The following is a 24,887-nucleotide window of genomic DNA, read 5'->3' as shown; positions in this document are numbered from 1 at the left end:
CGGGACTGCACAAGCGGGCGAACGAGGACTAAGGTCGACATGTCATCGCATCGAATCCTCGACCCACCCTGAGCGGACATGTCTGAACTGTCGAGCCCCCACGGCTCCTGGCCATCGCCCATCAGCGCCGGTGACGTCGCCCGAGGAGTGCGGCGGATGGCGTTCCCGTCCGTCGCGGGCGCGGAGGTCTGGTGGGAGGAGGGCCGCCCCGAGGAGGGGCGGACCACCCTCATGCGGCGCGACGCCGACGGAACGGTGACCGAGCTGCTGCCCGCGCCCTGGAGCGCGGGGACCCGGGTGCACGAGTACGGCGGGCGCGCCTACCTGCCGGTCCCGCGCCGCGAAGACAAGGCCATCACCCGCATGGGCGTGGTGTTCTCCCAGTCCTCCGACCAACGCCTCTACCTGCTGGAACGCGGCTCCTCGGAGCCGGTGCCGCTCACCCCCGACGACGGCGCCTCGCGCTACGCCGACCCCGCGCTGAGCGCGGACGGACGCGCCGTGCTGTGCGTGCGCGAGAGGCACGGGGAGGGGGCGGTCCGCCGCTCGATCGTGTCGGTGCCGCTGTCGGGACGGGGCGCGCAGGACCCCTCCGCGGTGCGCGAACTGGTCTCGGGGGCGGACTTCTACGCCTCCCCCACCCCGTCGCCGGACGGCGCCCACCTGGCCTACGTGCGGTGGAACCACCCCAGGATGCCCTGGGACGGCAGCGAACTGAGGGTGGGCGCCCTGGGCGAGACCGGGCTGACCGGGCTGACCGGGCTGACCGGGCTGACCGGGCTGACCGGCGAGTACACCCTCAAGGGCGGGGTGGACGAGTCGGTGGTCTCCCCGGCCTGGGCCGACGACGCGACGCTGTACGTGGCCTCGGACTGGCCGGGCTGGTGGAACCTGTACCAGGCGGGGATGACCGGGCAGGCGCTGGCGCTGTACCCGGCCGAGGAGGAGTTCCACGCCTCTCCCGGCCGCCTGGGCAACCGGTCGTTCTGCGTGCTGGACTCGGGCCGGGTGGTGGCGCTGCACGGGCACGCCGACCTGACCCCGAGCGTGTACGACCCCGACACCCTGGATCTGACGCCGGTCGCGACCGGCCTGACCACGTGGTCGATGCTGGACACCGACGGGCGCACCGTGGTGGCGGTGGCCTCCTCGCCGACCGAGCCGCCGTGCCTGGTGCGGCTGGACCCGGACTCGGGGGGCGTGGAGGTGCTGCGCCGGGCCGCCGAGGAGCTGCCGGACACCGCCTACCTGCCCGTGCCCCGCCAGGAGACGCTGCCGGGCCGCTACGGGGCGCCGGTGAACGCGAACGTCTACCCGCCGACCCACCCCGACGCGTCCGCGGACGGGCCCGCGCCGTACGTGGTGTGGGCGCACGGCGGCCCGGTGTCGGTCAGCACGCTGGAGTTCGACCTGGCCAAGGCCTACTTCACCAGCCGGGGGATCGGTGTGGTGGACGTCAACTACGGCGGTTCCACGGGGTTCGGGCGCCCGTACCGCAAGCGTCTGCACAAGGAGTGGGGCGTGGTGGACGTGGAGGACTGCGTGGCCGCGGCCCGGGCCCTGGTGGAACAGGGGGTGGCCGATCCCCGGAGGCTGGCGATCCGCGGTCCGAGCGCGGGCGGGTACACGGCGCTGATGGCGCTGACCGGGGACACGTTCGCATGCGGGGTGTCCCTCTTCGGGGTCACCGACCTGCTGGGGTTCAGCCGGACCACGCACGACTTCGAGTCGCGGTTCCTGGACTCGCTGGTGGGGACGCTGCCGGGGTTCGTGGAGCGGTACCGGGAGCGTTCTCCGGTCAACCGCGCCGGGGAGATCGACGTGCCGGTGCTGCTGGTGCAGGGCCTGGAGGACAGGGTCGTGACCCCGGACCAGGCCACGGCGATGGCGACGGCGCTGGGGCGGCGCGGGGCGCCGTACGCGCTGGTGGAGTTCGAGGGCGAGGGGCACGGGTTCACCGGGCAGGAGGCGCGGATCCGCTCCCTGGAGTCGGAGCTGGCCTTCTACGCGCGGGTGTTCGGGTTCGAGGCCGACGTGGCGCCGCTGGAGCTGGTGACCGTTCCGCCGGAGACCGGGGATGGCGGGGACGGCGCGGAACCGGCCGCGGAGGACGCCGGGGAGCCCGGAGGCATCGAGGACGCCGAGGACGCACCGAGTGCGGAGGACACCGCCGGCGCGCTCGCGCGGGATCCCGGACGGGACAGCGGGTCCCCGAGGCCCGCTGAGGCCGCCGCCGGTCCGACGACCGCCGACGACTGACCCTTCGGAAACGGGGCGGGCGGGACGGGCGGTCCCACTGTCCGGCGGAGGACACCACCGCCCCGACCGCTGGCGGCGGCTGACCCCGCGCGGGTCCGCGGTCCCTCGGGGTCGGAAGGGAGCGGGGCGGTCTCGGGGCCGTCCCCGTACACCGGTCCGGGTCCTCGGGGCCTCAGTCCTTCAGGGTGCCCACGCGCAGGCGGTCGCCGTCGGGATCGAAGCCCGGACGGCGGTGACGGCGCCCCCGGCGGGATCGGCGGCGACGGGCTCAGAAGTCGGGGTCGGGGGCGTGGAGTTCGGCCTCCACGCCCTCGCGTTCGAGCTCCTCGCGCACCACCCGGTAGGCCAGGCCCGCGGAGTAGCCCTTGCGGGCCAGGAAACCCAGGGCGCGGCGGGTCCGCGTCTCCTGGTCCCTGCCACGGGTGGCGGCCAGGCGGCGGCGCGCCAGGTCGCGGGCGGCCTCCTCCTCGTCCTGGTCGCTGAGTTCGCCGACGGCCTCCCGGACGGTGTCCTCCTCCACGCCGCGGGTGCGCAGCTCCTGGGCCAGGGCGCGGCGGGAGAGCCGTCTGCCGTGGTGGCGGGAGGACACCCAGGCCTGGGAGAAGGCGGCGTCGTCGATCAGCCCGGCCTCACCGAACGTGTCCAGGACCGAGGTGACGACCTCCTCCTCGTACTCCCGGCGGTGCAGGGCCCGCTCCAGCTGGGCGCGGGTGCGCGGGGAGTGGGTGAGCATCCGCAGGACCAGGGCGCGGGCCTCGGCCTCGGGGTCCTTCCCGGGCGGAGCGGAACCGCCCGGGAAGGGGCCGTCGTCCTCGGAGTGGTGCCGGTCCGGGGACCGGCCCCCCTCACGCATCAGCCGCGGGCGCCTTGGGAGTCCTGGCCGCGGCGCGCTTGGCGGGCGCCTTGGCCGCGGCGGCCGGGTCCGAAGCCGCCTCCGCGGCGGCCTTGGCCGGTTCGGCGGCCGGGCCGGAGGCGCTGTCGTCGCCCTTGACGGGCACGCCCAGCTTCTCCTTGATCTTCTTCTCGACCTCGTTGGCCATGTCGGCGTTCTCGCGCAGGAAGTTGCGCGCGTTCTCCTTGCCCTGGCCCAGCTGGGTGCCCTCGTAGGTGTACCAGGCGCCCGACTTGCGGACGATGCCGTGCTCCACGCCCAGGTCGATGAGGCTGCCCTCGCGCGAGACGCCCACCCCGTAGAGGATGTCGAACTCGGCCTGCTTGAAGGGCGGCGCGACCTTGTTCTTGACGACCTTGACGCGGGTGCGGTTGCCGACCGCGTCGGTGCCGTCCTTGAGCGTCTCGATGCGGCGCACGTCCAGGCGCACCGAGGCGTAGAACTTGAGCGCCTTGCCGCCGGTCGTCGTCTCGGGCGAGCCGAACATGACGCCGACCTTCTCGCGCAGCTGGTTGATGAAGATCGCGGTGGTGTTGGTCTGGTGGAGCGCACCGGCGATCTTGCGCAGCGCCTGGGACATCAGGCGGGCCTGGAGTCCGACGTGGCTGTCGCCCATCTCGCCCTCGATCTCGGCGCGGGGCACCAGGGCCGCCACGGAGTCGATGACGATGATGGAGACCGCGCCGGAGCGGATGAGCATGTCGACGATCTCCAGCGCCTGCTCACCGGTGTCCGGCTGAGAGAGCAGCAGGTCGTCGGTGTTGACGCCGATCTTCTTGGCGTACTCGGGGTCGAGCGCGTGCTCGGCGTCGACGAAGGCCGCGATGCCGCCCATCCGCTGGGCGCTGGCCACCGCGTGCAGGGCCACGGTGGTCTTACCGCTGGACTCGGGGCCGTAGACCTCCACGACGCGGCCCCGGGGCAGGCCGCCGATGCCGAGCGCCACGTCGAGCGCGATCGCCCCGGTGGGGATCGACTCCACCGGCGGGCGGTCGTCGTCGCCCAGGCGCATGATGGAGCCCTTGCCGAACTGCCGCTCGATCTGGGCGAGCGCTGTTTCGAGAGCCTTGTCTCGGTCTCCAGATGCCACGGGATACCCCTGTTGTTGGGTGGATGCCTTTTTCTTCATGGTGAGCACGACGCTACGCGGTCGCTACGACAATCGCGACGTCCCACGTCCGCCTGTGGACAACCCACCCTACCCGAACCTGTGTTCGATATGGCGTACGAAACGGATGCGACCTCGCGGGAGGTCCGTCGCCGGATCAGCGTCTGGAGGCGGGCAGGTCGAAGGCGTCGCACACGGCGCGCCACACCTCCTTGGGCGCCGCCCCGTCGGCGAGCGCCTGCTCCACCGTGCGGGACCCGAGCCCCTCCAGGACGTGGTCGCGGGCCACGCTCTGCGCGTAGGCCTCGCCGAACTGCTCGTGCATGTTGTGCCAGAAAACCGTGAGTCTCATCGGGCCCAGTATCGGTGATCGCGGCGTCCGCCGCGTCCCCTCCCCTTTGTCCCCGCCCGCGGGCACACTGGCGGCATGAGCCGTGCGCCCCGCCCCCTCGAACGCTTCGGACCCGCCACCAGGGCCTGGTTCGACCGGGCCTTTCCCGCGGGCCCCACCCCCGCCCAGACCGGTGCCTGGGAGTCGGTCCAGGACGGGAGGAACACGCTGGTCGTGGCCCCGACCGGCTCGGGCAAGACCCTGTCGGCCTTCCTGTGGTCGCTGGACCGGCTGTCCTCGGCCCCGGTCCCCGAGGACCGGGCCCGCCGCTGCCGGGTGCTGTACGTGTCCCCGCTCAAGGCCCTCGCGGCGGATGTGGAGCGCAACCTGCGCGTCCCCCTGGCCGGGATCGCGGCCGCCGCCGAGGCCGGGGGGCACGCGCTGTCCCCGGTCACCGTGGGAGTGCGCACCGGCGACACCCCGGCCGCCGAGCGGCGCAGGCTCGCCACCCGGCCGCCGGACGTGCTCATCACCACGCCCGAGTCGCTGTTCCTCGTGCTCACCTCGCGGGCCAGGGAGGGGCTGGCCGGGGTGGAGACGGTCATCGTCGACGAGGTGCACGCGCTCGCGGGGAGCAAGCGCGGCGCGCACCTGGCGCTGAGCCTGGAGCGGCTGGACGCCCTGCTGAACCGCCCGGCGCAGCGGATCGGCCTGTCGGCGACCGTGCGCCCGCCCGACCTGGTGGCGCGGTTCCTGGGCGGCGCGGACGTCGTCGCCCCGCCCGGATCCCCCGGCATGGACCTGCGCGTGGTGGTGCCCGTCCCCGACATGGAGGAGCCCGGCGACCCGGGGCCGGCCCGGCCCTCCGGCGGCGCGGAGGACGACGGGGGCGCCCGGGGCGCGGGCGGCGTGTCCCTGTGGCCGCACGTGGAGCGTCGGGTCCTGGACCTGGTGGAGTCCCACCGCTCCACCATCGTGTTCACCAACGGGCGCCGCACCGCGGAGAAGCTGTGCGCCCGCGTCAACGACCTGCACGCCGAACGGCACGGCGGGCGCCTGCCGCCGGAGGAGGTGCCCGCGCAGGTCATCGCCCAGTCCGGGCACAGCCGCGGCGGCCCCCCGGTGGTCGCCCGCGCCCACCACGGCTCGATGTCCAAGGCCGAGCGGGCCCTGATCGAGGACGAGCTGAAGCGGGGGAGGCTGCGCTGCGTGGTGGCCACCTCCAGCCTGGAGCTGGGCGTGGACATGGGCGCGGTCGACCTGGTGGTGCAGGTGGCCTCGCCGCCGTCGGTGGCCAGCGGCCTGCAACGGGTCGGCCGGGCGGGGCACCAGGTGGGCGGGACCTCGCGCGGGGTCTTCCTCCCCCGCTTCCGGGGCGACCTGCTGGCGACGGCCGTGGTGGTCGGGCAGATGCGCGCGGGCGCCATCGAGCGCCTGGAGATGCCGCGCAACCCCCTGGACGTCCTGTCCCAGCAGATCGTGGCGATGGCCGCCATGGACGACTGGCCGGTGCCCGAGCTGGCCGCCCTGGTCCGGCGGGCCGCGCCCTTCGCCGACCTGGCCGACACGGTGCTGGAGTCGGTCCTGGACATGCTGTCCGGCCGCTACCCCTCGGACGAGTTCGCCGAGCTGCGCCCCCGCCTGGTGTGGGACCGGGAGGCGGACGTGCTCCGGGCGCGCCCGGGCGCGCAGCGGCTGGCGGTGGTCAGCGGCGGCACCATCCCCGACCGGGGCGTGTACGGGGTGCACCTGACCGGGCGGGACGGGGGCTCCGCGCCGGGACGGGCGCCCACCCGGGTCGGCGAGCTGGACGAGGAGATGGTCTACGAGTCGCGGGTGGGCGACGTGTTCGTGCTGGGGTCCACCTCGTGGCGGATCGAGGCGATCACCGCCGACCGGGTGCTGGTCTCCCCCGCGCCGGGGCGGCCGGGCCGGATGCCGTTCTGGAAGGCCGACGCGCAGGGCAGGCCCGCGGAGCTGGGCCGGGCGGTGGGCGCGCTGACCCGGGAGCTGGCCGCGGCGGAACCGGCGCAGGCGCTGGCCCTGGCCGAGGGGGCGGGGCTGGACGCGTGGGCCGCGCGCAACCTGGTGGAGTACGTCTCCGAGCAGCGGGAGGCCACCGGGCACGTGCCCGACGACCGGACCGTGGTCGTCGAGCGCTTCCGCGACCAGGTCGGGGACTGGCGCGCGGTCGTGCACTCCCCGCTGGGCGCGCGGGTGCACGCGCCGTGGGCGATGGCCCTGGCGCGGCGGCTGCGGGACCGGTTCGGCGCGGACGCGCAGGTCGTGCACGGCGACGACGGGATCGTGCTGCGGCTGCCGGACGCCGGGGGCTGGGACCGGCCGGGCGAGCTGGCCGACCTGGTGTCGCTGGACCCGGAGGAGGTGGAGGAGGCAGTCACCGGCGAGCTGCCCGGGTCGGCGCTGTTCGCCGCGCGGTTCCGCGAGTGCGCGGCGCGGGCCCTGCTGCTGCCCCGCCAGCGGCCGGACCGGCGGATGCCGCTGTGGCAGCAGCGGCTGCGGGCCTCCAACCTGTTGTCGGTGGCGGGCCGTTACGGGTCGTTCCCGATGGTGCTGGAGGCGGTGCGCGAGTGCCTGCGGGACGTGTTCGACGTGCCCGCCCTGGTGGAGGCGCTGGAGGGGGTCCGGTCCCGCCGGACACGGGTGGTGGAGGTGCGCACCGAGACGGCGTCGCCGTTCGCGCGCTCGCTGATGATGGAGTACACGGCGGCGTTCCTGTACGAGGGGGACGCCCCCGCGGCCGAGCTGCGCGCGCAGGCGCTGACCCTGGACACCTCTCTGCTGGCCGACCTGTTGGGCGAGGCGGACCTGCGGGAGCTGCTCGATCCGCGCGTGGTGGAGGAGGTCGGCGCGCTGTTGCAGCGGACCGCGCCCGGCTCGGGCGCCCGGGACGCCGAGGGGGCGGCCGACCTGCTGCGCGAGGTGGGGCCGCTGACCACGGAGGAGGCCGGGGCGCGGGGAGCCCGGCGGGAGTGGCTGGAGGAGCTGGAGTCCGCGGGCCGGGTGGTGCGGATGACCGTGGCGGGCGCCGAGCGCTGGTGCGCGGTGGAGGACGCGGCGCGGCTGCGCGACGCGCTGGGCGCGCGGCCGCCCGCCGGTGTCGCCGGGGCCCTCCTGGAGCCGGTGGAGGCGCCGACCCGCGACCTGGTCTCGCGCTACGCGCGCACGCACGGGCCGTTCTCCTCCGGGGAGGCCGCGGCGCGGCTGGGGCTCGGCGCGGACGTGGTGGAGGGCGTGCTGCGGGAGCTGTCCCGGCTGGGGCGCGTCCACCGGGGCGGGTTCCGGCCCGGCGGGACGGGCACCGAGTGGTGCGACGCCGACGTGCTGCGGCGGCTGCGGCGCGGGTCGGTCGCACGGCTGCGCAGCGAGGTGGAGCCGGTCGCGCAGACCGCCCTGGCCGCGTTCGCGCCGCTGTGGCAGCGCGCCGTCGCGGGCGAGCGGTGGCGCGGACCCGACGCGGTGTTCGAGGCCGTGGAGTCGCTGCGCGGCGCGACGGTGGCGGCGTCGGCGCTGGAGGCCCTCGTGCTGCCCTCCCGTGTGGAGGACTACGCGCCCCGGCGGTTGGACGAGCTGACGCAGGCGGGCGAGGTCGTCTGGGCCGGTGCGGGCGCGCTGCCCGGGCAGGACGGGTGGGTGTGCCTGGCCCCGGCCGACGAGGCGGCCCTGCTGCTGCCCGAACCGGTGCCGCCGCGGGAGGGCACCACGGCCCACGCGGTGCTGGAGGCGCTGTGCGGGGGCGGGGCGCTGTTCTTCCGCGACCTCGCCGACCGTGCGGCGGGCGCGTCGGGGGGTTCGGCCGTGACGGACGCGGAGCTGGTCGCGGCGCTGTGGGAGCTGGTGTGGTCGGGCTGTGTCACCAACGACACCCTGGCCCCGCTGCGCGCGGTGCTGGGCTCGGGGGCCGCCCCGCGCCGCGCGCCCTCGCGTGCGGGGCGGCTGGCGCGCCCGGTACTGCCCACCCGGTCGGGACCGCCCACGGCCGCGGGGCGGTGGTGGGCCCTGCCCGAGCGGGAGGGCGATCCCACCAGGCGGGTCCTGGCGCGGTTGGAGGCGCGCCTGGAGCGCCGGGGCGTGCTGGTGCGCGGCCACCAGGGCGGGCGGATCTCCCCGGACGAGTACCGGGTGCTGCGGACGATGGAGGAGTCGGGCCGGGTGCGCCGCGGTTACTTCGTGGACGGGCTGGGCGGCGCCCAGTTCGCGCTGCCGGGCGCCGTGGACCGGCTGCGCGCGGTTTCCGGCGGCGCGGCGGAACCGGTGGTGCTGGCGGCGACCGACCCGGCGAACCCGTTCGGCACGGACCTGGCCTGGCCCGGGGACGCCCAGGCAAGGCCGGGCCGGTCGGCGGGTTCGCTGGTGGTGATCGACGGGGGGCGGCTGACCCTGTACGTGGGGCGGGGCGGCCGCTCGGTGCTGACCTTCGGTTCGCCGCCCGCCCTGCTGGAGCGGGCGGCCCGCGCCCTGGCCGGGGCGGTGCGGGACGGACGCGCGGGAGCGTTGACGGTGGAGCGCGCCGACGGGGTCGAGGTGTTCGCGACGCCGGTGGACGCCGCGCTGGTGGCGGCGGGGTTCCACGTGACCCCGAAGGGGCTGCGCCTGCGCCCCTGACCCGCCCCGGCCGGACAGCCGCGGGGCGCGGGCCGGCGACGCGTCGCAGGGCGGTGTCCCCCGTCCGGCGGCGTCGGAGGGCCCGTGCGCGTGAGCGCGCACGGGCGGGCCCGCGCACCTTTCGCCGGGACGCGAAAACGGCTGGCCGCGGCGGCCGGAACCGGTCAGGATGGCGTCCGCGCCGGAGAGGGCACGAGTACGAGGGGGACCGGTGGGGCGACAGGGGATCCGACCGATGCGGCCGGAGGACGAACCGCGGGTGGTGGAGGTGTCGCTGGCGGCGGACACCGTGTTCGCCGCGGCCGGGGTGGTGCTGCCCCCCGACGACCCGCGGGAGGTGCTCGCGCACGCGGAACGGGTCCTGGTGGCCGAGGAGTCCGCCGGGGACACGGCCGGGGCCCTTCCCGCAGGCCCGGCCGAGGACCCCGAGACTGGCGGCCCCGTGGTCGGCCTGGCCGCGACAGTGACCGTGGACGGGTGCCCGCACCTGGAACAGCTGGCCGTGCACCCCGGGCACGGCAGGCGCGGGGTCGGCGGTGCCCTGCTGGAGGCGGTGTGCGCCGAGGCGGCCGCCGCCGGTAACACCCGCCTCACCCTCACCACCTTCCGCGACCTGCCGTGGAACGGGCCCTGGTACGCGGACCGCGGGTTCTCCGTGCTCCCCCCTGCGGAGTGGGGTCCGGGCCTGGAGGAGGTCTGGCGGGCCGAGGAGCGGGCGGGCATCCGGGTGCTGCCGCGCGTGGTGATGGTCCGGGAGCTGGCCCGGCAGTCCTGAGCCCTCCGTGCCCGGCCCGCGCGGGCCGGGTGGCCGCGCCCCGGCCGGGTGAGGGAGCCGGGGCGCGGACGGAGGAGCGGAAGGGACTGCCGGGGACGGGCTCCCGCTGGTGAAGGCCCGCGCCCGCCGCCGTGGGAGGGCTCCCATGGGGCCGGAGCCCGGCGGTTTCACACCGTCGAGGAGAAGACGTCCTCCCGGGCCCGTTCCAAGGCGTGCAGCAGAGCGCCCCGCACGACCGGGCTGCCCTCCACCCTTCCCAGCGCGACCTCGGTCGCGTTCGGGGCGATGCGCGCGGCGGCCGCTTGGACCCGCTCGGCCAGCTTCACACCGCCCGCCCTGGCCACGTCCCCGCCGAGCACCACCAGGCCGGGGTCCAGGATCACCGCGACCGCGGCCACCCCGCGGGCCAGGCGCTCGGCGAAGTCGTCCAGGAAGGCGTCCGCCTCCGGGGTCCCCGCGGCGGAGGCCGCCCCGACCACCTCGGTGACGTCGGTGCCCTCGATGCCGTACCCGGCGGCCAGCTCGACCACCTGCCCCGCCTTGACCAGCGCCTGGAACCCGTGGGGCAGCTCGCGGCTGACGCCGTCGCGCAGGGACTCGTAGCCGCCGGACAGGCCCACGTCGGTGGGCATGGGCGCCCCGGGCACGGGCAGGTAGCCGATCTCGCCCGCGCCTCCCGAGCGGCCCCGGTGGATGCGGCCGTCGATCATGGTGGACATGCCCACGCCGCCGTTGGCGCTGAGCCAGATGAGGACGAACTCGGCCACCCCGGCGGCGGCGCCCTCGGAGTGCTCGGCCAGGGCGGCCAGGTTCACGTCGTTCTCGATCATGACCGAGCGCTTGAGGTCGGCGCGCAGGGCCTCCAGGATGCCCTCGTGCCAGGACATCAGGTCGAAGGAGAAGCGGATGTCGCCGGTGCGGGGATCGACGACGCCGGGGGTGCCGATGACGCAGGCGCGGACCCTGTCCAGCGCGACCCCCGCGGTGTCGGCCAGGCGCATCACCGCGGTGTGGACGAGCGCGACGGGGTCGTCGGAGGCGCTGGGGTCGACCGCGACGTCGCTGACGATGCGGCCCGTGATGTCGGCGATCGTCGCGGTCACCCGGCTCGCGCTGACGTCCAGGGCCGCGACGTAGGCGCTCTCGGGCACCACCGCGTACAGCGCGGCGTTGGGCCCCCGCCCGCCCGCCTGGCTGCCCACGACGCGCACCAGGTCCCGCTCCTCCAGCCGCGCGAGCAGCTGGGAGGCGGTCACCTTGGAAAGGCCGGTACGCGTTCCCAGCTGCGTCCTGGTCAAGGGCCCCGCGGACAGGAGCAGTTCCAGTGCCGCGCGGTCGTTGAGCTGGCGTAGCAGCCGGGGAGTCCCCGGACGTTGAGACATAACCGTGACACCTCACCCTGTTTTTATTAGGAAAGTTTCCTGTTAATTTAGCTCACAACCTCACAGGAGGTCACGTCCTCGTAAGGCCCGCTTCGGGCCCTTCCGATACTCGCTGGGCCCTCCCGGTACCCGCTCCGGCCGGGCGGCCAACGTGCTATCCCAGCACAACCCCCACAAGACGTCGAGCCGCGGGGTGATTCCCACGATCATCCCAGGTCGGTTCGAGCACAGGCGTCGCACCCCGGCGCGTCGTGCGAAGGGAGAAGAGATACAGATGAGGTTCCCCAAGATCGCCGCGGCCACGGCCGTGGTCCTGCTCGCCTCAGCGTGCGGCGGCTCCGACTCCGGTGACGGGGGCGGCGAGGCCGACAGCCTGACCGTCTGGGTCATGGGCACCTCCCAGGAGCCCCTCGTCGAGTACTTCGAGGACGTCGAGGCGCGCTTCCAGGAGAGCAACCCGGACGTGGCCGTCGAGGTCGAGTTCATCCCCTGGCCCGACGCGCAGGAGGCCATCACCAACGCCCTCGCCGGCGGCGACGCCCCCGACGTGCTGGAGGTCGGCAACGACCAGGTCGCGGGCTGGGCCGCGCAGGGCGCCCTGATGGACATCACCGAGCAGGTGAGCGGCTGGGACGCCGCCGCGGGCATCGACGAGAACGCCCTGGAGTACGGCACCTACGAGGGCGTCCAGTACGGCGTCCCGTGGTTCTCGGGCGTGCGAACCCTGTACTACCGCGCGGACTGGCTGGAGGAGATCGGCCACGAGCCGCCGACGACCTGGGACGAGCTCGTCGAGGTGGCCGAGGCCATCGAGGAGGAGTACGACGTCCCCGGCTTCGCCGCGCCGACCGACTTCACCAACGGCATCGCCAGCTTCATCTGGAGCAACGGCGGCTCGATCGCGGAGCAGAACGGCGAGGAGTGGGAGGGCACCCTCACCGACCCCGCCACCGTCGAGGCCATCGAGTTCTACTCCAGCCTGACCACCGACGGCATCTCGCCGCAGGACTACGTCGGCCAGAACGAGCTCATCGCGCTGGCCGACATGGCCAACAGCCAGCTGGGCATGTACATCGACGGCGGCTGGGCGATCGGCTCCATGGAGGAGCAGGCCGAGGACCCGGCGGTCGTCGAGAACATCGTCGCCGCGCCCATCCCCGGCGCCGAGGGCATCGCCCCGGCCTTCGCGGGCGGTTCCGCCCTGACGGTGTTCACCACCACCGAGCACCCGGACCTGGCCTTCGAGCTGCTCACCGTCCTCGGCGACGAGGAGGGCGGCCAGGGCTACGCCGACGTCGCGGGCTTCTTCCCGGCATACCCGCACCTTCTGGAGAGCGAGACGTACCAGGAGGACCCCGCCACCGCCGCTGCCGCCGAGCAGATGCAGCACACCCAGTTCTTCCCGACCACCCCGCGCTGGACCGCGGCCGACCAGGACAACAAGATCCTGCCGGGCGCCGTCCTGGAGATCGTGCAGGGAGGCGACGCCGAGGAGGTCCTGGCGGCGGCCAACGAGGAGCTGACCTCGATCCTCAACGAGCCGGTCGAGTAGCCCCTCCCGTCTGACTGAGTAGAGCTGTGCGCGGGCGGGGTCCAACGGCCCCGCCCGCCGCGGTCGGCCCACGCCTCGATTGAGAAGACCATGGCACAAACCGTCGAACCAGCGCCCGCGCGCGAGCGGGAGGAGGCCGTGAAGGCCCCCGCCTCCGAGCCCGCACCTCGCCGCCGCCTCGCGCTTCCCACCCCGTACCTGCTCATCGCACCGGCTCTGATCCTCCTCGCGGTCGTGCTGCTGTGGCCGATCGTGCAGATGGTGTGGTACTCGCTCACCAGCTTCACCACCCGCAACCTCCTGCCCAACCAGCCGGGCCCGGCCTGGAACAACTTCGCCCACTACCAGACGCTGCTGACCGACCCCGAGTTCTGGGGGATCCTGCGCAACACGGTCGTGGTCTGCGTGCTGATGGTCGGCATCACGATGGTGCTGGGCACCCTCGTGGGGCTGCTGCTGAACAAGCTCCCCAAGTGGTTCTCGGGGTTCGTGGCCCTGGGCATGATGCTCGCCTGGGCCACCCCCGCGCTGAGCGCCTCCCTGGTCTTCCGCTGGCTGTTCCTGCCCGAGCGGGGCCTGGTCAACGTCATCCTGGACCGGCTGCCGGACTGGCTGGTGGGCAGCGGATGGCTCCAGTACAACTGGTTCCTCGAACCGCTCCCGCTGTTCTCGATCCTCGTCACCGTGATCGTCTGGCAGTCCTTCCCCTTCGTGGCCGTCTCCGTGCTCGCCGGGCTCAAGAGCATCCCCTACGAGCTGTACGAGGCCGCCAGGATGGACGGCGCGGGCGGCTGGAAGGCCTTCTGGAACGTCACGTTCCCGATGCTGCGCCCGCTGTTCGCCCTGCTGCTGGTCCTCCAGATCATCTGGGACCTGCGCGTGTTCACCCAGCTCTACATCCTGGCGAACAGCTTCCAGAACAAGGACGTCTACCTGCTCTCGTACTACATCTACCAGCAGGGCTTCAGCGCCAGCCCGGCCAACTACGGCATGGGTTCGGCCATCGCGGTGGTCATGACCGTGATGATCCTCGCCGTCACCGCGTACTACCTGCGCATCATGATCCGCCAGGGGGAGACCCGATGACCGCGATCGACCAGACCTCCGTCTCCGCCGTCCGCGAGCGCGCCACCGGGGGCGCCGGGACGGGCGGCCTGAACGGCCCCCGGCGCGTCTACCGCCGCGGCCCGCTGCGCCGGCTGCGGCGCCTGCCGCTGTACCTGGCCGGCCTCGCGGTGTTCCTGTTCTCGGTGTTCCCCGTGTACTGGATGGTCATCACGGCCTTCAAGCCGGTGGGCGAGATCTTCACCCGCGACCAGACGATCTTCCCGACGGCGCCGACCCTGGAGCACTTCGACCGGGTGCTCAACGGCCAGCTGATCCCCGGGGTGAACTTCTGGCAGTTCCTGGGCAACAGCCTGTTCCTCACCGTGGCCTCCGTGGCCATGGGAGCGTTCCTGTCGCTGCTGGCCGCCGTGGCCGTGGCCCGGTTCCGCTTCCGGCTGCGCACCGCGTTCATCATCCTGCTGCTGGTGATCCAGATGGTGCCGATGGAGGCGATGATCATCTCCATCTTCATCAACTTCCGCCAGCTGTCCGACGTCAGCGGCGTGGAGCTGCTCGGCAACCTGTCCGGCCTGCTCATCGTGTACACGGCCGTGTCCCTGCCGATCACCATCATGATGCTGCGGGGCTTCGTGGCCGCGGTGCCCAAGGAGCTGGAGGAGGCGGCGGCCATCGACGGCGCCAGCGCCTGGACCGTCTTCTGGCGCATCCTGATGCCCCTGGTCGCGCCGGGCCTGGTCGCGGCGAGCATCTTCGCCTTCATCACCGCGTGGAACGAGTTCATCGTCGCGCTGACGTTCCTGGGCCGCAGCACCGACAACTACACGCTGCCGCTGACGCTGTCCTACTACTTCGGCCGGTTCGGCACCGAGTGGGGGCCGATCATGGCCGCCTCCACCCTGCTGACCATCCCCGTGATGATCTTCTTCCTGTTCGTCCAGCGGCGCATGGTCTCCGGCCTGACCATGGGCGCGGTCAAGGGCTGACCGCGTCCCTCCCGCCGGGGCGGGTCCCGCGACGGACACCGCGGGCCCCGCTCCGGGCGCGCCCTCCCCCCGTTTGCCCGCCCTTCGTCTGCCCGACCACGGGCACCCCTTCGCTCACCGAACGGAGTTCGTCATGCCGTACGACCCGACCCTGGCGCGTCTGGCCAACGCCACGCTGCTGGTGCCCTTCGAGTCCTACCAAGCCCCGCGCTGGGTCCTGGAGGGTCTGGCGGACGGGATCTCCGGTGTCTGTCTGTTCCACAACAACCTGGACGGCCCCGAGCAGGTGACCGCGCTCAACGCGACCCTGGCCGGGGTCACCGACACCCCGCTGATCTCCCTGGACGAGGAGGGCGGCGACGTCACCCGCATCGGCCAGGCGCAGGGCAGCGACTACCCCGGCAACGCGGCCCTGGGCGCGGTGGACGACCCCGGCCTGACCCGCGCCACCCTGCGCTCCCTGGGCGGGCGCCTGGCCGAGCTGGGCTTCAACCTGGATCTGGCGCCCTCGGTGGACGTCAACGTCGCCGACGACAACCCGGTGATCGGCACCCGCTCCTTCGGCTCCGACCCCGAACTGGTGGCCCGGCACGCGGCGGCCGCCGTGCTCGGCCTCCAGGAGGCGGGCGTGGCCGCGTGCGCCAAGCACTTCCCCGGCCACGGCGCCACCTCCCAGGACTCCCACCACGTGCTGCCGCGCGTGGAGGCCGACGCCGACCTGCTGCGCCGCCGCGAGCTGCTGCCGTTCCGCGCGGCCGTGGAGGCGGGCGTCCGGTCGATCCTGACCGCGCACATCGAGATGCCGGGCCTGGGCGGCGACGGCCCCGCCACGCTCACCCCGCGCATCCTCAACGACCTGCTCCGCGGCGAGCTGGGCTTCACCGGCACCGTGGTCAGCGACGCCATGGACATGCAGGGCGTCAGCGGCCGGATCGGCATCCCCGAGGCCTGCGTGCGCGCGGTGGCCGCCGGGGTGGACCTGCTGTGCCTGGGTCGGTTCGTCTACGCCGACCAGGTCGAGCTGATCCGCGCCGCGCTGGTGGACGCGGTCCGGGAGGGCCGCCTGTCCGGGGAGCGCCTGGAGGAGGCCGCCGGACGCAACGCCGAGCTGCGGAGCTGGATCCGCACGGCCCAGACCCGGCGCCCGGACGTGCCCGCGGCCGACGGGGTGGGCCTGGTCGGCGCCCGCCGGGCGGTGCGCGTGGACGGCGACCTGCCGCCGCTGGCGGACCCCTACGTGGTGGAGGTGGACGCCCCCTCCGGCATGGCGGTGGGCGAGGTCCCCTGGGGCCTGTCCCCCTGGTTCCCGGGCACCGAACGGGTCACCCCCGACGTCGCGCACGCCGACCGGCTGGCCGCCAGCGCCCGGGACCGCGACCTGGTCGTGGTGGTGCGGGACGCGCACCGCTACCCCTCCGCCCAGGCGCTCGTCAACCGCCTGCTCAGCGCGCACCCCGACGCCGTGGTGGTGGAGATGGGGCTGCCCATCTGGCGGCCCGACTGCGGCGCGCACGTGAGCACCTACGGCGCCGCGCACGTGAACGGGCTGAGCGCGGCGGAGCTGCTGGGGGCCCCGGTGGGCGCCCCCTCCCCCGGCGTGAACTGAGCGCCCCGGCCCCGCTCCCCGACCCGGCCGGTCCGCGACCGGCCGGGTCGGCGCGTTCGGGTGACGCCCGTCACCACGGCGGACATACTGGGGCGGGACACCCCGGGAGCGGGGACGTCACCGATGTCCCCGCAACCCGGTAGGAGAAGTACCCTTGGCCTGAAGCATCCCGGTCGGCGGCGTTCCCGTCGACGACCGGTGCCCCATTCGCCCACTTACACACGGCATAATCACAGCATGCGCCTTTCAGCCCGGGTCGACTACGCGCTACGCGCGGCGGCGGAACTCGCCGTCGCCGACGAGGGGCCGGTGACGGCCGAACAGCTCGCACGCGCGCAGGCCATCCCCGGAAAATTCCTCGAGAACATCCTCACCCAGCTACGCCGGGCCGGTCTGGTACGCAGCCAGCGCGGCCCCGTCGGCGGCTACTGGCTGGCCCGTCCGGCGGGGGAGATCTCCCTGGCCGACATCATCCGCGCGGTCGACGGACCGCTCGCCAACGTGCGCGGGGAACGCCCCGAGCACGTGGACTACGACGGCGCGGCCCGCAGCCTCCAGCAGGTGTGGATCGCGCTGCGCGCCAGTGAGCGCGCGATCCTGGAGGGCGTCAACCTCCAGCACCTGGTGACCAACGAGCTGCCCGAGACGGTGCGCTCGCTGGCCGAGGACCCCGAGGCCTGGGTGAACCACACCCACCGCTGACCGCCGCCCCGCGCGCAGGTCCCGTGAACACCGAAGGAGCCGACCGTCTGGTCGGCTCCTTCGTCGTGGTCACGGTGACGATGGACGGACAGTTCCGAGGAGGGGTCAGACCCCCACCATGTCGGCGACTTGGGGAACGCGATCCGGTACCGGGTCGATGCCGAGGTCCTGGGCGGAGACGGGGTCGGTCGTGACCGCGTCACCCAGCAGCGCGGCCTCCTGGAGCTCGGCGAGGGCGAGCTGGTCGGAGACCTCTCTCAGTACCTGCGAGAGCGGGACGCCCAGCGCCCCGCAGATCGAGGAGAGCAGTTCGGAAGAGGCTTCCTTCTGCCCGCGCTCGACCTCCGACAGGTAACCGAGGGATACACGTGCATCGGCCGACACCTCACGGAGGGTGCGGCCCTGGCGCTGCCGGAGCCGCCTGAGCACGTCACCAAGTAGGTGACGAAGCAGGACCATCATTCGCGCTCCCTCCCACCGGTAGCGACCTTCATATACACCACCGTACCTGTCCCACGCCCGATTCGGGCACCTCTTGCCGTCCTGTTCGCTGGAGGGGGAACCCCGCCCAGGGGTGGTTTTGTTCCCAAGGGTGAGGAAAGGAAGAACAGCCCGGAAAGTTCAGTCCCGGGCGTTTCCTTCCGTGCTCCCGCGCACAGCGGTGTCCAGGAGCAGCAGCGCCCCCTCGACCGTGCGGTATCGGATACCCGCACGGTCCCCGGTGAAACGGAAACGGCGGCCCCGCGTGGCCCCGTCGGGCGTGGCGACGGCCACAAAAACCGTGCCGACGGGCTGGCCGTCCTGGGGATCGGGTCCGGCCACGCCGGTGACCGCGACGCCGTAGTCGGAGCCCAGCAGGCGGCGGACGCCGAGCGCCATGTGCCCGGCGACCTCGGGGTGGACGGCGCCGTGCTCGGCCAGCAGGTCCGCGGGCACGCCCAGGACGCTGTCCTTGGCGTCGGTGGCGTAGGCCACGACGCCGCCCCGGTAGGTGCCCGAGGCACCCGGGATCGCGGTGAGGTGGGCGCCGACGAGGCCGCCGGTCAGCGACTCGGCGGTGGCGCAGGTGGCGCCGGCGGCGAGCAGGGCCCGGTGGGCGGCCCCGGCCGCGGCCAGTGCCGCGGCGCGCGGGTCCGGGTCACCGGGGACCGGCCGGTCCCGCTCCTCCGTCACGCGGCGGGGCCCTTGCGGGCGCGCACCGCGCGCACGGCGTCGAACACGTAGGTCAGGCCGGTCCACAGGGTGACCGCCAGCGCGGCGGCCATCACGACGTGCGCGAACCAGACGAAGACCTCGCTGAAGGGCAGCACCTGGAGCGGGAAGAGGTAGACGCTGATCGCGACGATCTGGAGGACCGTCTTGAGCTTGCCGCCCTGGCTGGCCGGCATGACCACGTAGCGCAGGACCGCGAAGCGCAGCGCCGTGATGCCCCACTCGCGGACCAGGATCGCGATGGTCACCCACCACCACAGGTCGCCCTGGAGGGAGAGCACCACCAGCGCGGAGCCGGTGAGCGCCTTGTCGGCGATGGGGTCGACGATCTTGCCGAAGTCGGTGACCAGGTTGCGGCGGCGGGCGATCTCGCCGTCGACCCGGTCGGTGATGGCGGCCAGCACGAAGACGGAGAAGGCGGCGAACCGCCACCACGAGCCGTCCAGGAACATGAACCACACGAAGAGCGGCACCATGACCAGGCGGCTCATCGTGAGGATGTTCGCGATATTCCACAGGGGAACGCGGGGGGCGGGGGTGGCCGCGGGGTCGGGGGTGCTCATCTGTCGGCGGCTTCCCCGTGGGTGTCGTCCTGCTCCGCGATGAGGTCGGCCCCGGCCGACTGGATGACGGTGGCGCGTACCAGGTCGCCGACGGCCAGGCCCTCGCCGTAGAGGATCGTGCTGCCGTCCACCTCGGGGGCCTGGTGCTCGGAGCGGCCCTCGTAGGCGCCGTCCTCCAGCACCGTCTCCACCAGGACGGTGACCTCCGAGCCGATCCGCTCCTCGGCGCGCTGGGCCATCAGCTCCTCGGAGAGGCGGTTGAGCCGGTCCACGCGCTCGGCGACGACCTCGTCGGGCAGCTTGCCCTCATGGCCGAAGGCCTCGGTGCCGTCCTCGTCGGAGTAGCCGAACACGCCGATGGCGTCCAGCCGGGCCTCGGAGAGGAAGGAGACCAGGTCCTCGAACTCGGCCTCGGTCTCACCGGGGAAGCCCACGATGAAGTTGGAGCGCGAGCCGGCCTCGGGGGCGCGCCCGCGGACCGTGTCCAGCAGCTCCAGGAAGCGCTCGCGGTCGCCGAAGCGGCGCATGCGGCGCAGCAGGGTGCCGCTGGCGTGCTGGAAGGACAGGTCGAAGTAGGGCACCACGCCGGGGGTCCCGGTGAGCACGTCCACCAGGCCGGGGCGGACCTCGGCGGGCTGGAGGTAGCTGACCCGGACCCGCTCCAGGCCCTCGACGGCGGCCAGGCGGGGCAGGAGCTTCTCCAGGGCGCGCACGTCGCCCAGGTCCTTGCCGTAGGAGGTGGAGTTCTCGCTGACCAGGAACACCTCGCGCACGCCCTCGGAGGCGAGCCACTCGGCCTCGCGCACGATGTCGTCGGGGCGGCGGGAGAGGTAGGCGCCCCGGAAGGTCGGGATGGCGCAGAAGGTGCAGCGCCGGTCGCAGCCGGAGGCGATCTTGAGGTTGGCCACCGGCCCGCCGACCAGGCGTCGGCGCGGGACGGAGGCGCGGTAGGGCAGCTCGGTGCCCTCGGCCCCGGCGGAGTCGGCGAAGCTGGCGTGGCCGGGGACGTGGGCCTGGGAGGCGTCGCGCTCGGCCGGGCTGATCGGCAGCAGCGTGCGCCGGTCGCGGGGGTCGTGCGGGACCAGGGTCCGCCCGGCCACGACGTCGTCGAGCCGGTCGGTGATGGCGGCGTAATCGTCGAAGCCGATGACCTGGGCCTCGGGCAGGGCCTGGGCCAGCTCGGAGCCGTAGCGCTCGGCCATGCACCCGGCGGCGACGACTCTGCCGCCGTTCTCCGCCGCTTCCAGGAGGGTCTCGATGGAGTCCTGCTTGGCCGCGTCGATGAACCCGCAGGTGTTGACGATGGTGACGTCGGCCTCGGAGTCGCCCTCGACGAGGTCCCAGCCGCCAGCGGACAGGCGCCCGGCCAGCTCTTCGGAGTCGACCTCGTTACGCGCACACCCCAGGGTGACGAGTGAGACAGTACGGCGCGATGACATGGCTTCCAAGCGTGTGGGAGAGCTTCGGGTGGCGCGGGGGCCGTCCCGGACCGGTCGGCCGTGCTCGGAGCACGGCGCGGTCCGGCGCCGCCCGCAGCCCCCCACATTACCTTGGCCGGCTCACCCGCCCGTACCCCGGCCCGGATCGCTCCGGGCCGGGGCGCGGTCCGGTCACTGCCGCACGCCGTCCGGGCCGATGACGATCTCCTTGACCTCGCCCGGAAGACCGAGGGGGCCGGAGCTCTCGCCGTCGACGGTCACGCTGACCGCCCCGGCGTCGCCGACCCACAGGCTGAGCATGTCCTCGGTCACGTACTCCTTGACGTCGCCCTCCAGCAGGTAGCCGACGTAGAGGTCCTCTCCGTCGGCCCCGGTGACCTCGACCCAGCTGCGTCCGGAGGCGCCGAGTTCGACGGTGAACTCGACGGGCCCCTGCTCCGCCGCGGCCTCCTCCGCCCCCACGGCTGAGTCGACGGTCCTCTCGGTGGCGGAGGAGTCGAAGGCCGAGCGCAACGGGTTGCCCGCGTCCCAGTCCTGCCAGGTGCGGACCCCGACGAAGAGCGCCAGGAGGAAGATGGCCCCGACCACGGCCCAGGGCCAGTGGCGCCGGACGGCGTCGACGGGCCGGGGCCGCGCGGCGATGACCACGGGACGGGTGACGGGGTCGCCCCGGCCGTGCCTGCCGACCCGGGTCCCGCCCGGCTGGGGACCGCGGGCCCGGGGCCCGCTGCTCCGGTGCCTGCCGTCGGCGTGCCCGCCCCGCACGGGTCCGATCCGCGCGGTGCCGACGTCGGCGGCCCCGTCCTCGGGCGCTCCGTCCTCGGGCGCCCGGGCACGGGGGCGGCGTCCCTCCGCGGTCTCGCGGGGACCGGGGATCCACCCGGCCAGCCGCGGCCTGCGGGGCCCACGGTGCTCCTGGGGTCCACGGTGCTCCTGGGTCTCCTGGGGCTCCTCGTCGGGCTGGCGCGTCAGGAACTGCCTGCGTTCGAAGTGGCCCCAGCGCTGGGCGCCGACCCCGGAGTCGTCCTCGCCGAAGCGGTGGGCCATCACCGCCTCCCCGTCCTCCCCGGAACGGGTCTCGGCGCGCGCCGCGGCGGCCACGCGGGCCGCCTCGGGCACGGACGCCGGGTGGCGCTGCGGGGGGACGAAGGCGGGTATGGCGCGGGACGCGTGCTCGCGGTCGTACTCGGCCAGGAGCGGTGCCGGGTCCAGGCCGAGCGTGCGGCAGATGCCGCGGATGTGGCCGCGTGCGTAGAAGTCCCCGCCGCAGGAGAAGAAGTCCTCCTGCTCGATGGCCGTGAGGACGGGTTCCCGGATACGTGTACGGATGCTGAGGTCCGCGACCGTGTACCCCGCCGCGACCCGGGCGGCGGACAGGGTCTGACCGATCGTCGCCATGCGCACTCCCCCCGCGACTGTGTGTAGCTGCAAGAGACCACTCTGCCGCCCGGGGCGCTTTCGCGCAGGTCACCACGCCCCATGAAGCCTCCAAGATCCCACCAAATCGGGCATGCCTGTTTTTAAGGGATGCCAGTGGAGTTTCGGGAAAGGCCGTAACACGGGGCCTGAAGCCCGACTTCCCGGGTCCCGGTCGGCGCCCGCGCGCCGCCGCGCGGGGGCGGCGGCGCGGGTCAGGAACCCCGGATGTCGGCCAGCACGGCGGGCAGGTCGTCGGGCTGGACGAGCACGTCGCGGGCCTTGGAGCCCTCGCTGGGGCCGACCACGTCGCGGCTCTCCATGAGGTCCATCAGACGGCCCGCCTTGGCGAAGCCCACGCGCAGCTTGCGCTGGAGCATGGACGTGGACCCGAACTGGGTGGTGACCACCAGCTCGACGGCCTGCAGGAGCAGGTCCAGGTCGTCGCCGATCTCCTCGTCGATCTCCTTCTTCTTGGTGTCGGGGGCGGCCACGTCCTCGCGGTAGCTGGGCTCGGACTGCTTCTTGCAGTGCTCGACGATCGCCCGGATCTCCTTCTCCCCCACCCAGGCGTTCTGGAGGCGGATGGGCTTGCCCGCGCCCATGGGGAGGAAGAGCGAGTCGCCCTTGCCGACCAGCTTCTCGGCGCCGGGCTGGTCGAGGATGACGCGGCTGTCGGAGAGGCTGGAGGTGGCGAAGGCCAGGCGGGAGGGCACGTTGGCCTTGATAAGGCCGGTGACGACGTCGACGCTGGGCCGCTGGGTGGCCAGCACCAGGTGGATCCCGGCGGCGCGGGCCAGCTGGGTGATGCGCACGACGGCGTCCTCCACGTCGCGGGGGGCGACCATCATCAGGTCGGCCAGCTCGTCCACGATGACCAGCAGGTAGGGGTAGGGCTCGTACTGGCGCTCGCTGCCGGGCGGGGCGGTCAGCTCCCCCGTGCGCACGGCGGCGTTGAAGTCGTCCACGTGCCGGTACCCGGAGGCGGCCAGGTCGTCGTAGCGCCGGTCCATCTCCCCCACCACCCACTGGAGGGCCTCCGCGGCCCGCTTGGGGTTGGTGATAATCGGGGTGATCAGGTGCGGGATGCCCTCGTACATGGTCAGCTCGACCCGCTTGGGGTCGACCAGGATCATCCGCACCTCGTCGGGGGTGGCGCGCATCATCAGCGAGGTGATGAGCCCGTTGATGCAGGTGGACTTGCCCGCGCCGGTGGCGCCGGCGACCAGGACGTGCGGCATCTTGGCCAGGTTCGCGACCACGTTGGAGCCCTCGACGTCCTTGCCCAGACCCACCAGCATGGGGTGGTCGTCGGAGGTCGCCGCGGGCGAGCGCAGCACGTCGCCCAGGCTCACCAGGTCCTTGTCGGTGTTGGGGATCTCCACGCCGATGGCGGACTTGCCGGGGATGGGCGACTGGATGCGCACGTCGGCGCTCTTGACCGCCAGGGAGATGTTCTTGGCCAGGGCGGTGACCTTCTCGACCTTGACCGCGGGGCCCAGTTCGATCTCGTAGCGCGTCACCGTCGGCCCGCGGGTGAAGCCGGTGACGTCGGCGTCGATGTTGAACTGGGTGAGCACCCCCGACAGGGCTTCGACGACCTCGTCGTTGGCCTTGGTGCGCGGCTTGACCGGGCTGCCGGGCTTGAGCATGGTCGGCGCGGGCAGCTCGTAGTCGCCCTCCACCACGCGGGAGGGGATGGTGAGCTGCTCGGTGGTGGCGGGGGCCGGGGTGGGGTCGGGGACCTCCCGCTTGGCGCGGGCGGCCTTCCTGCCCTTGGGCGCGGCCTCCGCCTCGGCCGCGGCCGGTTCCGCGGCCCCGGCGCCGGTCCGCGCGCCCTCCTCCTCGTCGGTGAGGGCGGGGGCGATCGGCTCGTCGGGCAGCACCGGGCTGTCGTAGGGGCGCTCGTGGTCGCCCGCGACCGTGCCCGTGGCCTTCTTGGCCCTGGGCGCGCTCCTGCGCGGCTTGGCGGGCTTCTTCTTGTCCGCCCCCAGGAGGCCGATGCCCGCGTCGGGGCCGGTGTCGCGCTCCATGAGCGCGCCGAACAGGATCTGGAGGCGCTCGGGGATGCGCCGGATGGGTGTGGCGGTGACCACGAGGATCCCGAAGACCAGCACCAGGGCCAGCAGGACGCCGGTCAGCCACGGGGTGACGACGGCGCTGAGCGGCCCCGAGGCGACGAAGCCGATGAGCCCCCCGGCCTCCTGGAGGGCCGCCAGGCCCTCGGAGGGCTGCGGGATGCCGTGGGCGATGTGTATGAGGCCGAGCAGGCCCAGCATGATCGAGCTGAAGCCGATGAGCAGCCGCCCGGCGTCGCCCTCCTTGCTGTCGCCCGGGGTGCGCATGAGCCTGACCGCGATCGGCAGGAACAGCAGCGGCAGGATCGGCGAGAACGTGCCGAAGGCGCCGACCACGACCGTGCGGGTGTACTCCAGGAGCAGCCCGTCGCTGTTCCACCACACGGCGGCGGCGATGAGGACGCCCGCGGCCAGCAGGACCAGCCCGGCGCCGTCGCGGCGCAGGTCGGGGTCGAGGCCGCGCGCGCCGCGGCCGACCGCGCGGGCGGAGCCGCCGACGGTGTGCGCGACGAGCTTCCACAGCACCAGCAGGAACTGGCCGAACATGGTGACGGCGAAGGCGATGGGCCCGTCGGGCATGCGCTTCTTCGCCGCGGGCTTGCGCGCGGCGGGCTTCTTGCGTCCGGAACCGCCGGAGGAGGCGCGCGTGGCCATGGGGTCACCTCCAGGGGACGGGGTCGTGCGGACGGTCGGGCAGGACGGCCCGCCACGGCGGGCAGCCTACTGCGGCGTCCACCCCTCGCGCCCGTATCCCGCGCGGCGTGTCGCACGGACGCCGCTGTGCTCCCCGTCCCACCGCCGCCCCGGCCCGGGCCCCCGGTTCCGCCACCGCCCCGGTACCGGTTCCCGGTCCCGGCGACGCGAACGGCCCGGACGCGCCGCGGGGCGTCGTCGG

At 73.8% G+C, this 24,887-nt stretch carries 18 protein-coding genes; 8 read left to right on the top strand and 10 right to left on the bottom strand.

Annotated elements, in window-relative coordinates; all coding sequences use genetic code 11:
* Positions 1–78: 78 nt before the first annotated feature.
* A complete protein-coding gene (locus PV789_RS07470; RefSeq protein WP_274976740.1) occupies positions 79–2,259 on the top strand; it encodes a prolyl oligopeptidase family serine peptidase in 2,181 nt (726 codons plus the stop codon).
* 268 nt (positions 2,260–2,527) lie between these two features.
* Here PV789_RS07470 and recX read toward each other — a convergent pair whose 3' ends face one another.
* The 3 genes from recX to PV789_RS07455 all read right to left on the bottom strand — a co-directional run bounded on the left by recX (position 2,528) and on the right by PV789_RS07455 (position 4,611).
* A complete protein-coding gene (gene recX, locus PV789_RS07465; RefSeq protein WP_274976739.1) occupies positions 2,528–3,112 on the bottom strand; it encodes a recombination regulator RecX in 585 nt (194 codons plus the stop codon).
* Positions 3,105–4,241: a recombinase RecA gene (gene recA / locus PV789_RS07460; RefSeq protein WP_475467878.1), complete on the bottom strand. Its 1,137-nt coding sequence runs from the start codon at positions 4,239–4,241 to the stop codon at positions 3,105–3,107. The genes recX and recA overlap by 8 nt, the downstream gene beginning before the upstream one ends.
* Positions 4,242–4,416: 175 nt before the next feature.
* Positions 4,417–4,611 carry a DUF3046 domain-containing protein gene (locus PV789_RS07455; RefSeq protein ID WP_130396862.1) on the bottom strand — a complete coding sequence of 65 codons (195 nt, stop codon included), beginning with the start codon at positions 4,609–4,611 and terminating at the stop codon, positions 4,417–4,419.
* A gap of 75 nt (positions 4,612–4,686) precedes the next feature.
* On the opposite strand from PV789_RS07455, the gene PV789_RS07450 reads away from it, so the two are divergent.
* Both PV789_RS07450 and PV789_RS07445 read left to right on the top strand, forming a co-directional pair.
* Positions 4,687–9,216 carry an ATP-dependent helicase gene (locus PV789_RS07450; protein ID WP_274976737.1) on the top strand — a complete coding sequence of 1,510 codons (4,530 nt, stop codon included), beginning with the start codon at positions 4,687–4,689 and terminating at the stop codon, positions 9,214–9,216.
* Positions 9,217–9,451: 235 nt separating this feature from the next.
* A complete protein-coding gene (locus tag PV789_RS07445) occupies positions 9,452–9,991 on the top strand; it encodes a GNAT family N-acetyltransferase (RefSeq protein WP_274976736.1) in 540 nt (179 codons plus the stop codon).
* Between the two features lie 167 nt (positions 9,992–10,158).
* On the opposite strand, the gene PV789_RS07440 is transcribed toward PV789_RS07445, so the two are convergent.
* Positions 10,159–11,373 carry an ROK family transcriptional regulator gene (locus PV789_RS07440; protein WP_274976735.1) on the bottom strand — a complete coding sequence of 405 codons (1,215 nt, stop codon included), beginning with the start codon at positions 11,371–11,373 and terminating at the stop codon, positions 10,159–10,161.
* 274 nt (positions 11,374–11,647) lie between these two features.
* On the opposite strand from PV789_RS07440, the gene PV789_RS07435 reads away from it, so the two are divergent.
* The 5 genes from PV789_RS07435 to PV789_RS07415 all read left to right on the top strand — a co-directional run bounded on the left by PV789_RS07435 (position 11,648) and on the right by PV789_RS07415 (position 17,284).
* Positions 11,648–12,925, top strand: a complete 1,278-nt coding sequence (locus tag PV789_RS07435; protein ID WP_274976734.1) for an extracellular solute-binding protein — start codon at positions 11,648–11,650, stop codon at positions 12,923–12,925.
* Positions 12,926–13,015: 90 nt separating this feature from the next.
* Positions 13,016–14,011 carry a carbohydrate ABC transporter permease gene (locus PV789_RS07430; RefSeq protein ID WP_274976733.1) on the top strand — a complete coding sequence of 332 codons (996 nt, stop codon included), beginning with the start codon at positions 13,016–13,018 and terminating at the stop codon, positions 14,009–14,011.
* A complete protein-coding gene (locus PV789_RS07425) occupies positions 14,008–14,976 on the top strand; it encodes a carbohydrate ABC transporter permease (protein WP_274976732.1) in 969 nt (322 codons plus the stop codon). Before PV789_RS07430 ends, PV789_RS07425 begins: the two co-directional genes overlap by 4 nt.
* Positions 14,977–15,109: 133 nt before the next feature.
* Positions 15,110–16,582: a glycoside hydrolase family 3 protein gene (locus PV789_RS07420; protein WP_274976731.1), complete on the top strand. Its 1,473-nt coding sequence runs from the start codon at positions 15,110–15,112 to the stop codon at positions 16,580–16,582.
* A gap of 237 nt (positions 16,583–16,819) precedes the next feature.
* Positions 16,820–17,284 carry an RrF2 family transcriptional regulator gene (locus tag PV789_RS07415; RefSeq protein WP_013151707.1) on the top strand — a complete coding sequence of 155 codons (465 nt, stop codon included), beginning with the start codon at positions 16,820–16,822 and terminating at the stop codon, positions 17,282–17,284.
* Between the two features lie 105 nt (positions 17,285–17,389).
* Here the strand turns inward: PV789_RS07415 and PV789_RS07410 are convergent, their stop codons facing one another.
* The 6 genes from PV789_RS07410 to PV789_RS07385 form a co-directional block, all read right to left on the bottom strand.
* Positions 17,390–17,746 (bottom strand): helix-turn-helix domain-containing protein, encoded by a 357-nt coding sequence (locus PV789_RS07410; protein ID WP_013151706.1) that lies wholly within the window; start codon positions 17,744–17,746, stop codon positions 17,390–17,392.
* 159 nt (positions 17,747–17,905) lie between these two features.
* On the bottom strand, positions 17,906–18,457 hold the full coding sequence (locus PV789_RS07405) for a CinA family protein (protein WP_274976730.1): 552 nt from the start codon (positions 18,455–18,457) through the stop codon (positions 17,906–17,908).
* Positions 18,454–19,059 (bottom strand): CDP-diacylglycerol--glycerol-3-phosphate 3-phosphatidyltransferase, encoded by a 606-nt coding sequence (gene pgsA / locus PV789_RS07400; protein ID WP_212641035.1) that lies wholly within the window; start codon positions 19,057–19,059, stop codon positions 18,454–18,456. The genes PV789_RS07405 and pgsA overlap by 4 nt, the downstream gene beginning before the upstream one ends.
* Complete coding sequence (gene rimO / locus PV789_RS07395; protein ID WP_274976729.1) at positions 19,056–20,498, bottom strand: 30S ribosomal protein S12 methylthiotransferase RimO; 1,443 nt, start codon at positions 20,496–20,498, stop codon at positions 19,056–19,058. Before rimO ends, pgsA begins: the two co-directional genes overlap by 4 nt.
* A gap of 171 nt (positions 20,499–20,669) precedes the next feature.
* Positions 20,670–21,896, bottom strand: coding sequence for a RodZ domain-containing protein (locus PV789_RS07390; RefSeq protein WP_274976728.1), 1,227 nt, complete (start codon positions 21,894–21,896; stop codon positions 20,670–20,672).
* Between the two features lie 233 nt (positions 21,897–22,129).
* Positions 22,130–24,646 carry a DNA translocase FtsK gene (locus PV789_RS07385; RefSeq protein ID WP_274976727.1) on the bottom strand — a complete coding sequence of 839 codons (2,517 nt, stop codon included), beginning with the start codon at positions 24,644–24,646 and terminating at the stop codon, positions 22,130–22,132.
* Positions 24,647–24,887 lie beyond the last annotated feature (241 nt).

Origin of the sequence: Nocardiopsis camelliae, from assembly GCF_028993595.1 — a bacterium.
Lineage (GTDB): Bacteria > Actinomycetota > Actinomycetes > Streptosporangiales > Streptosporangiaceae > Nocardiopsis > Nocardiopsis dassonvillei.
This window is presented reverse-complemented; position numbering and strand designations above follow the sequence as displayed.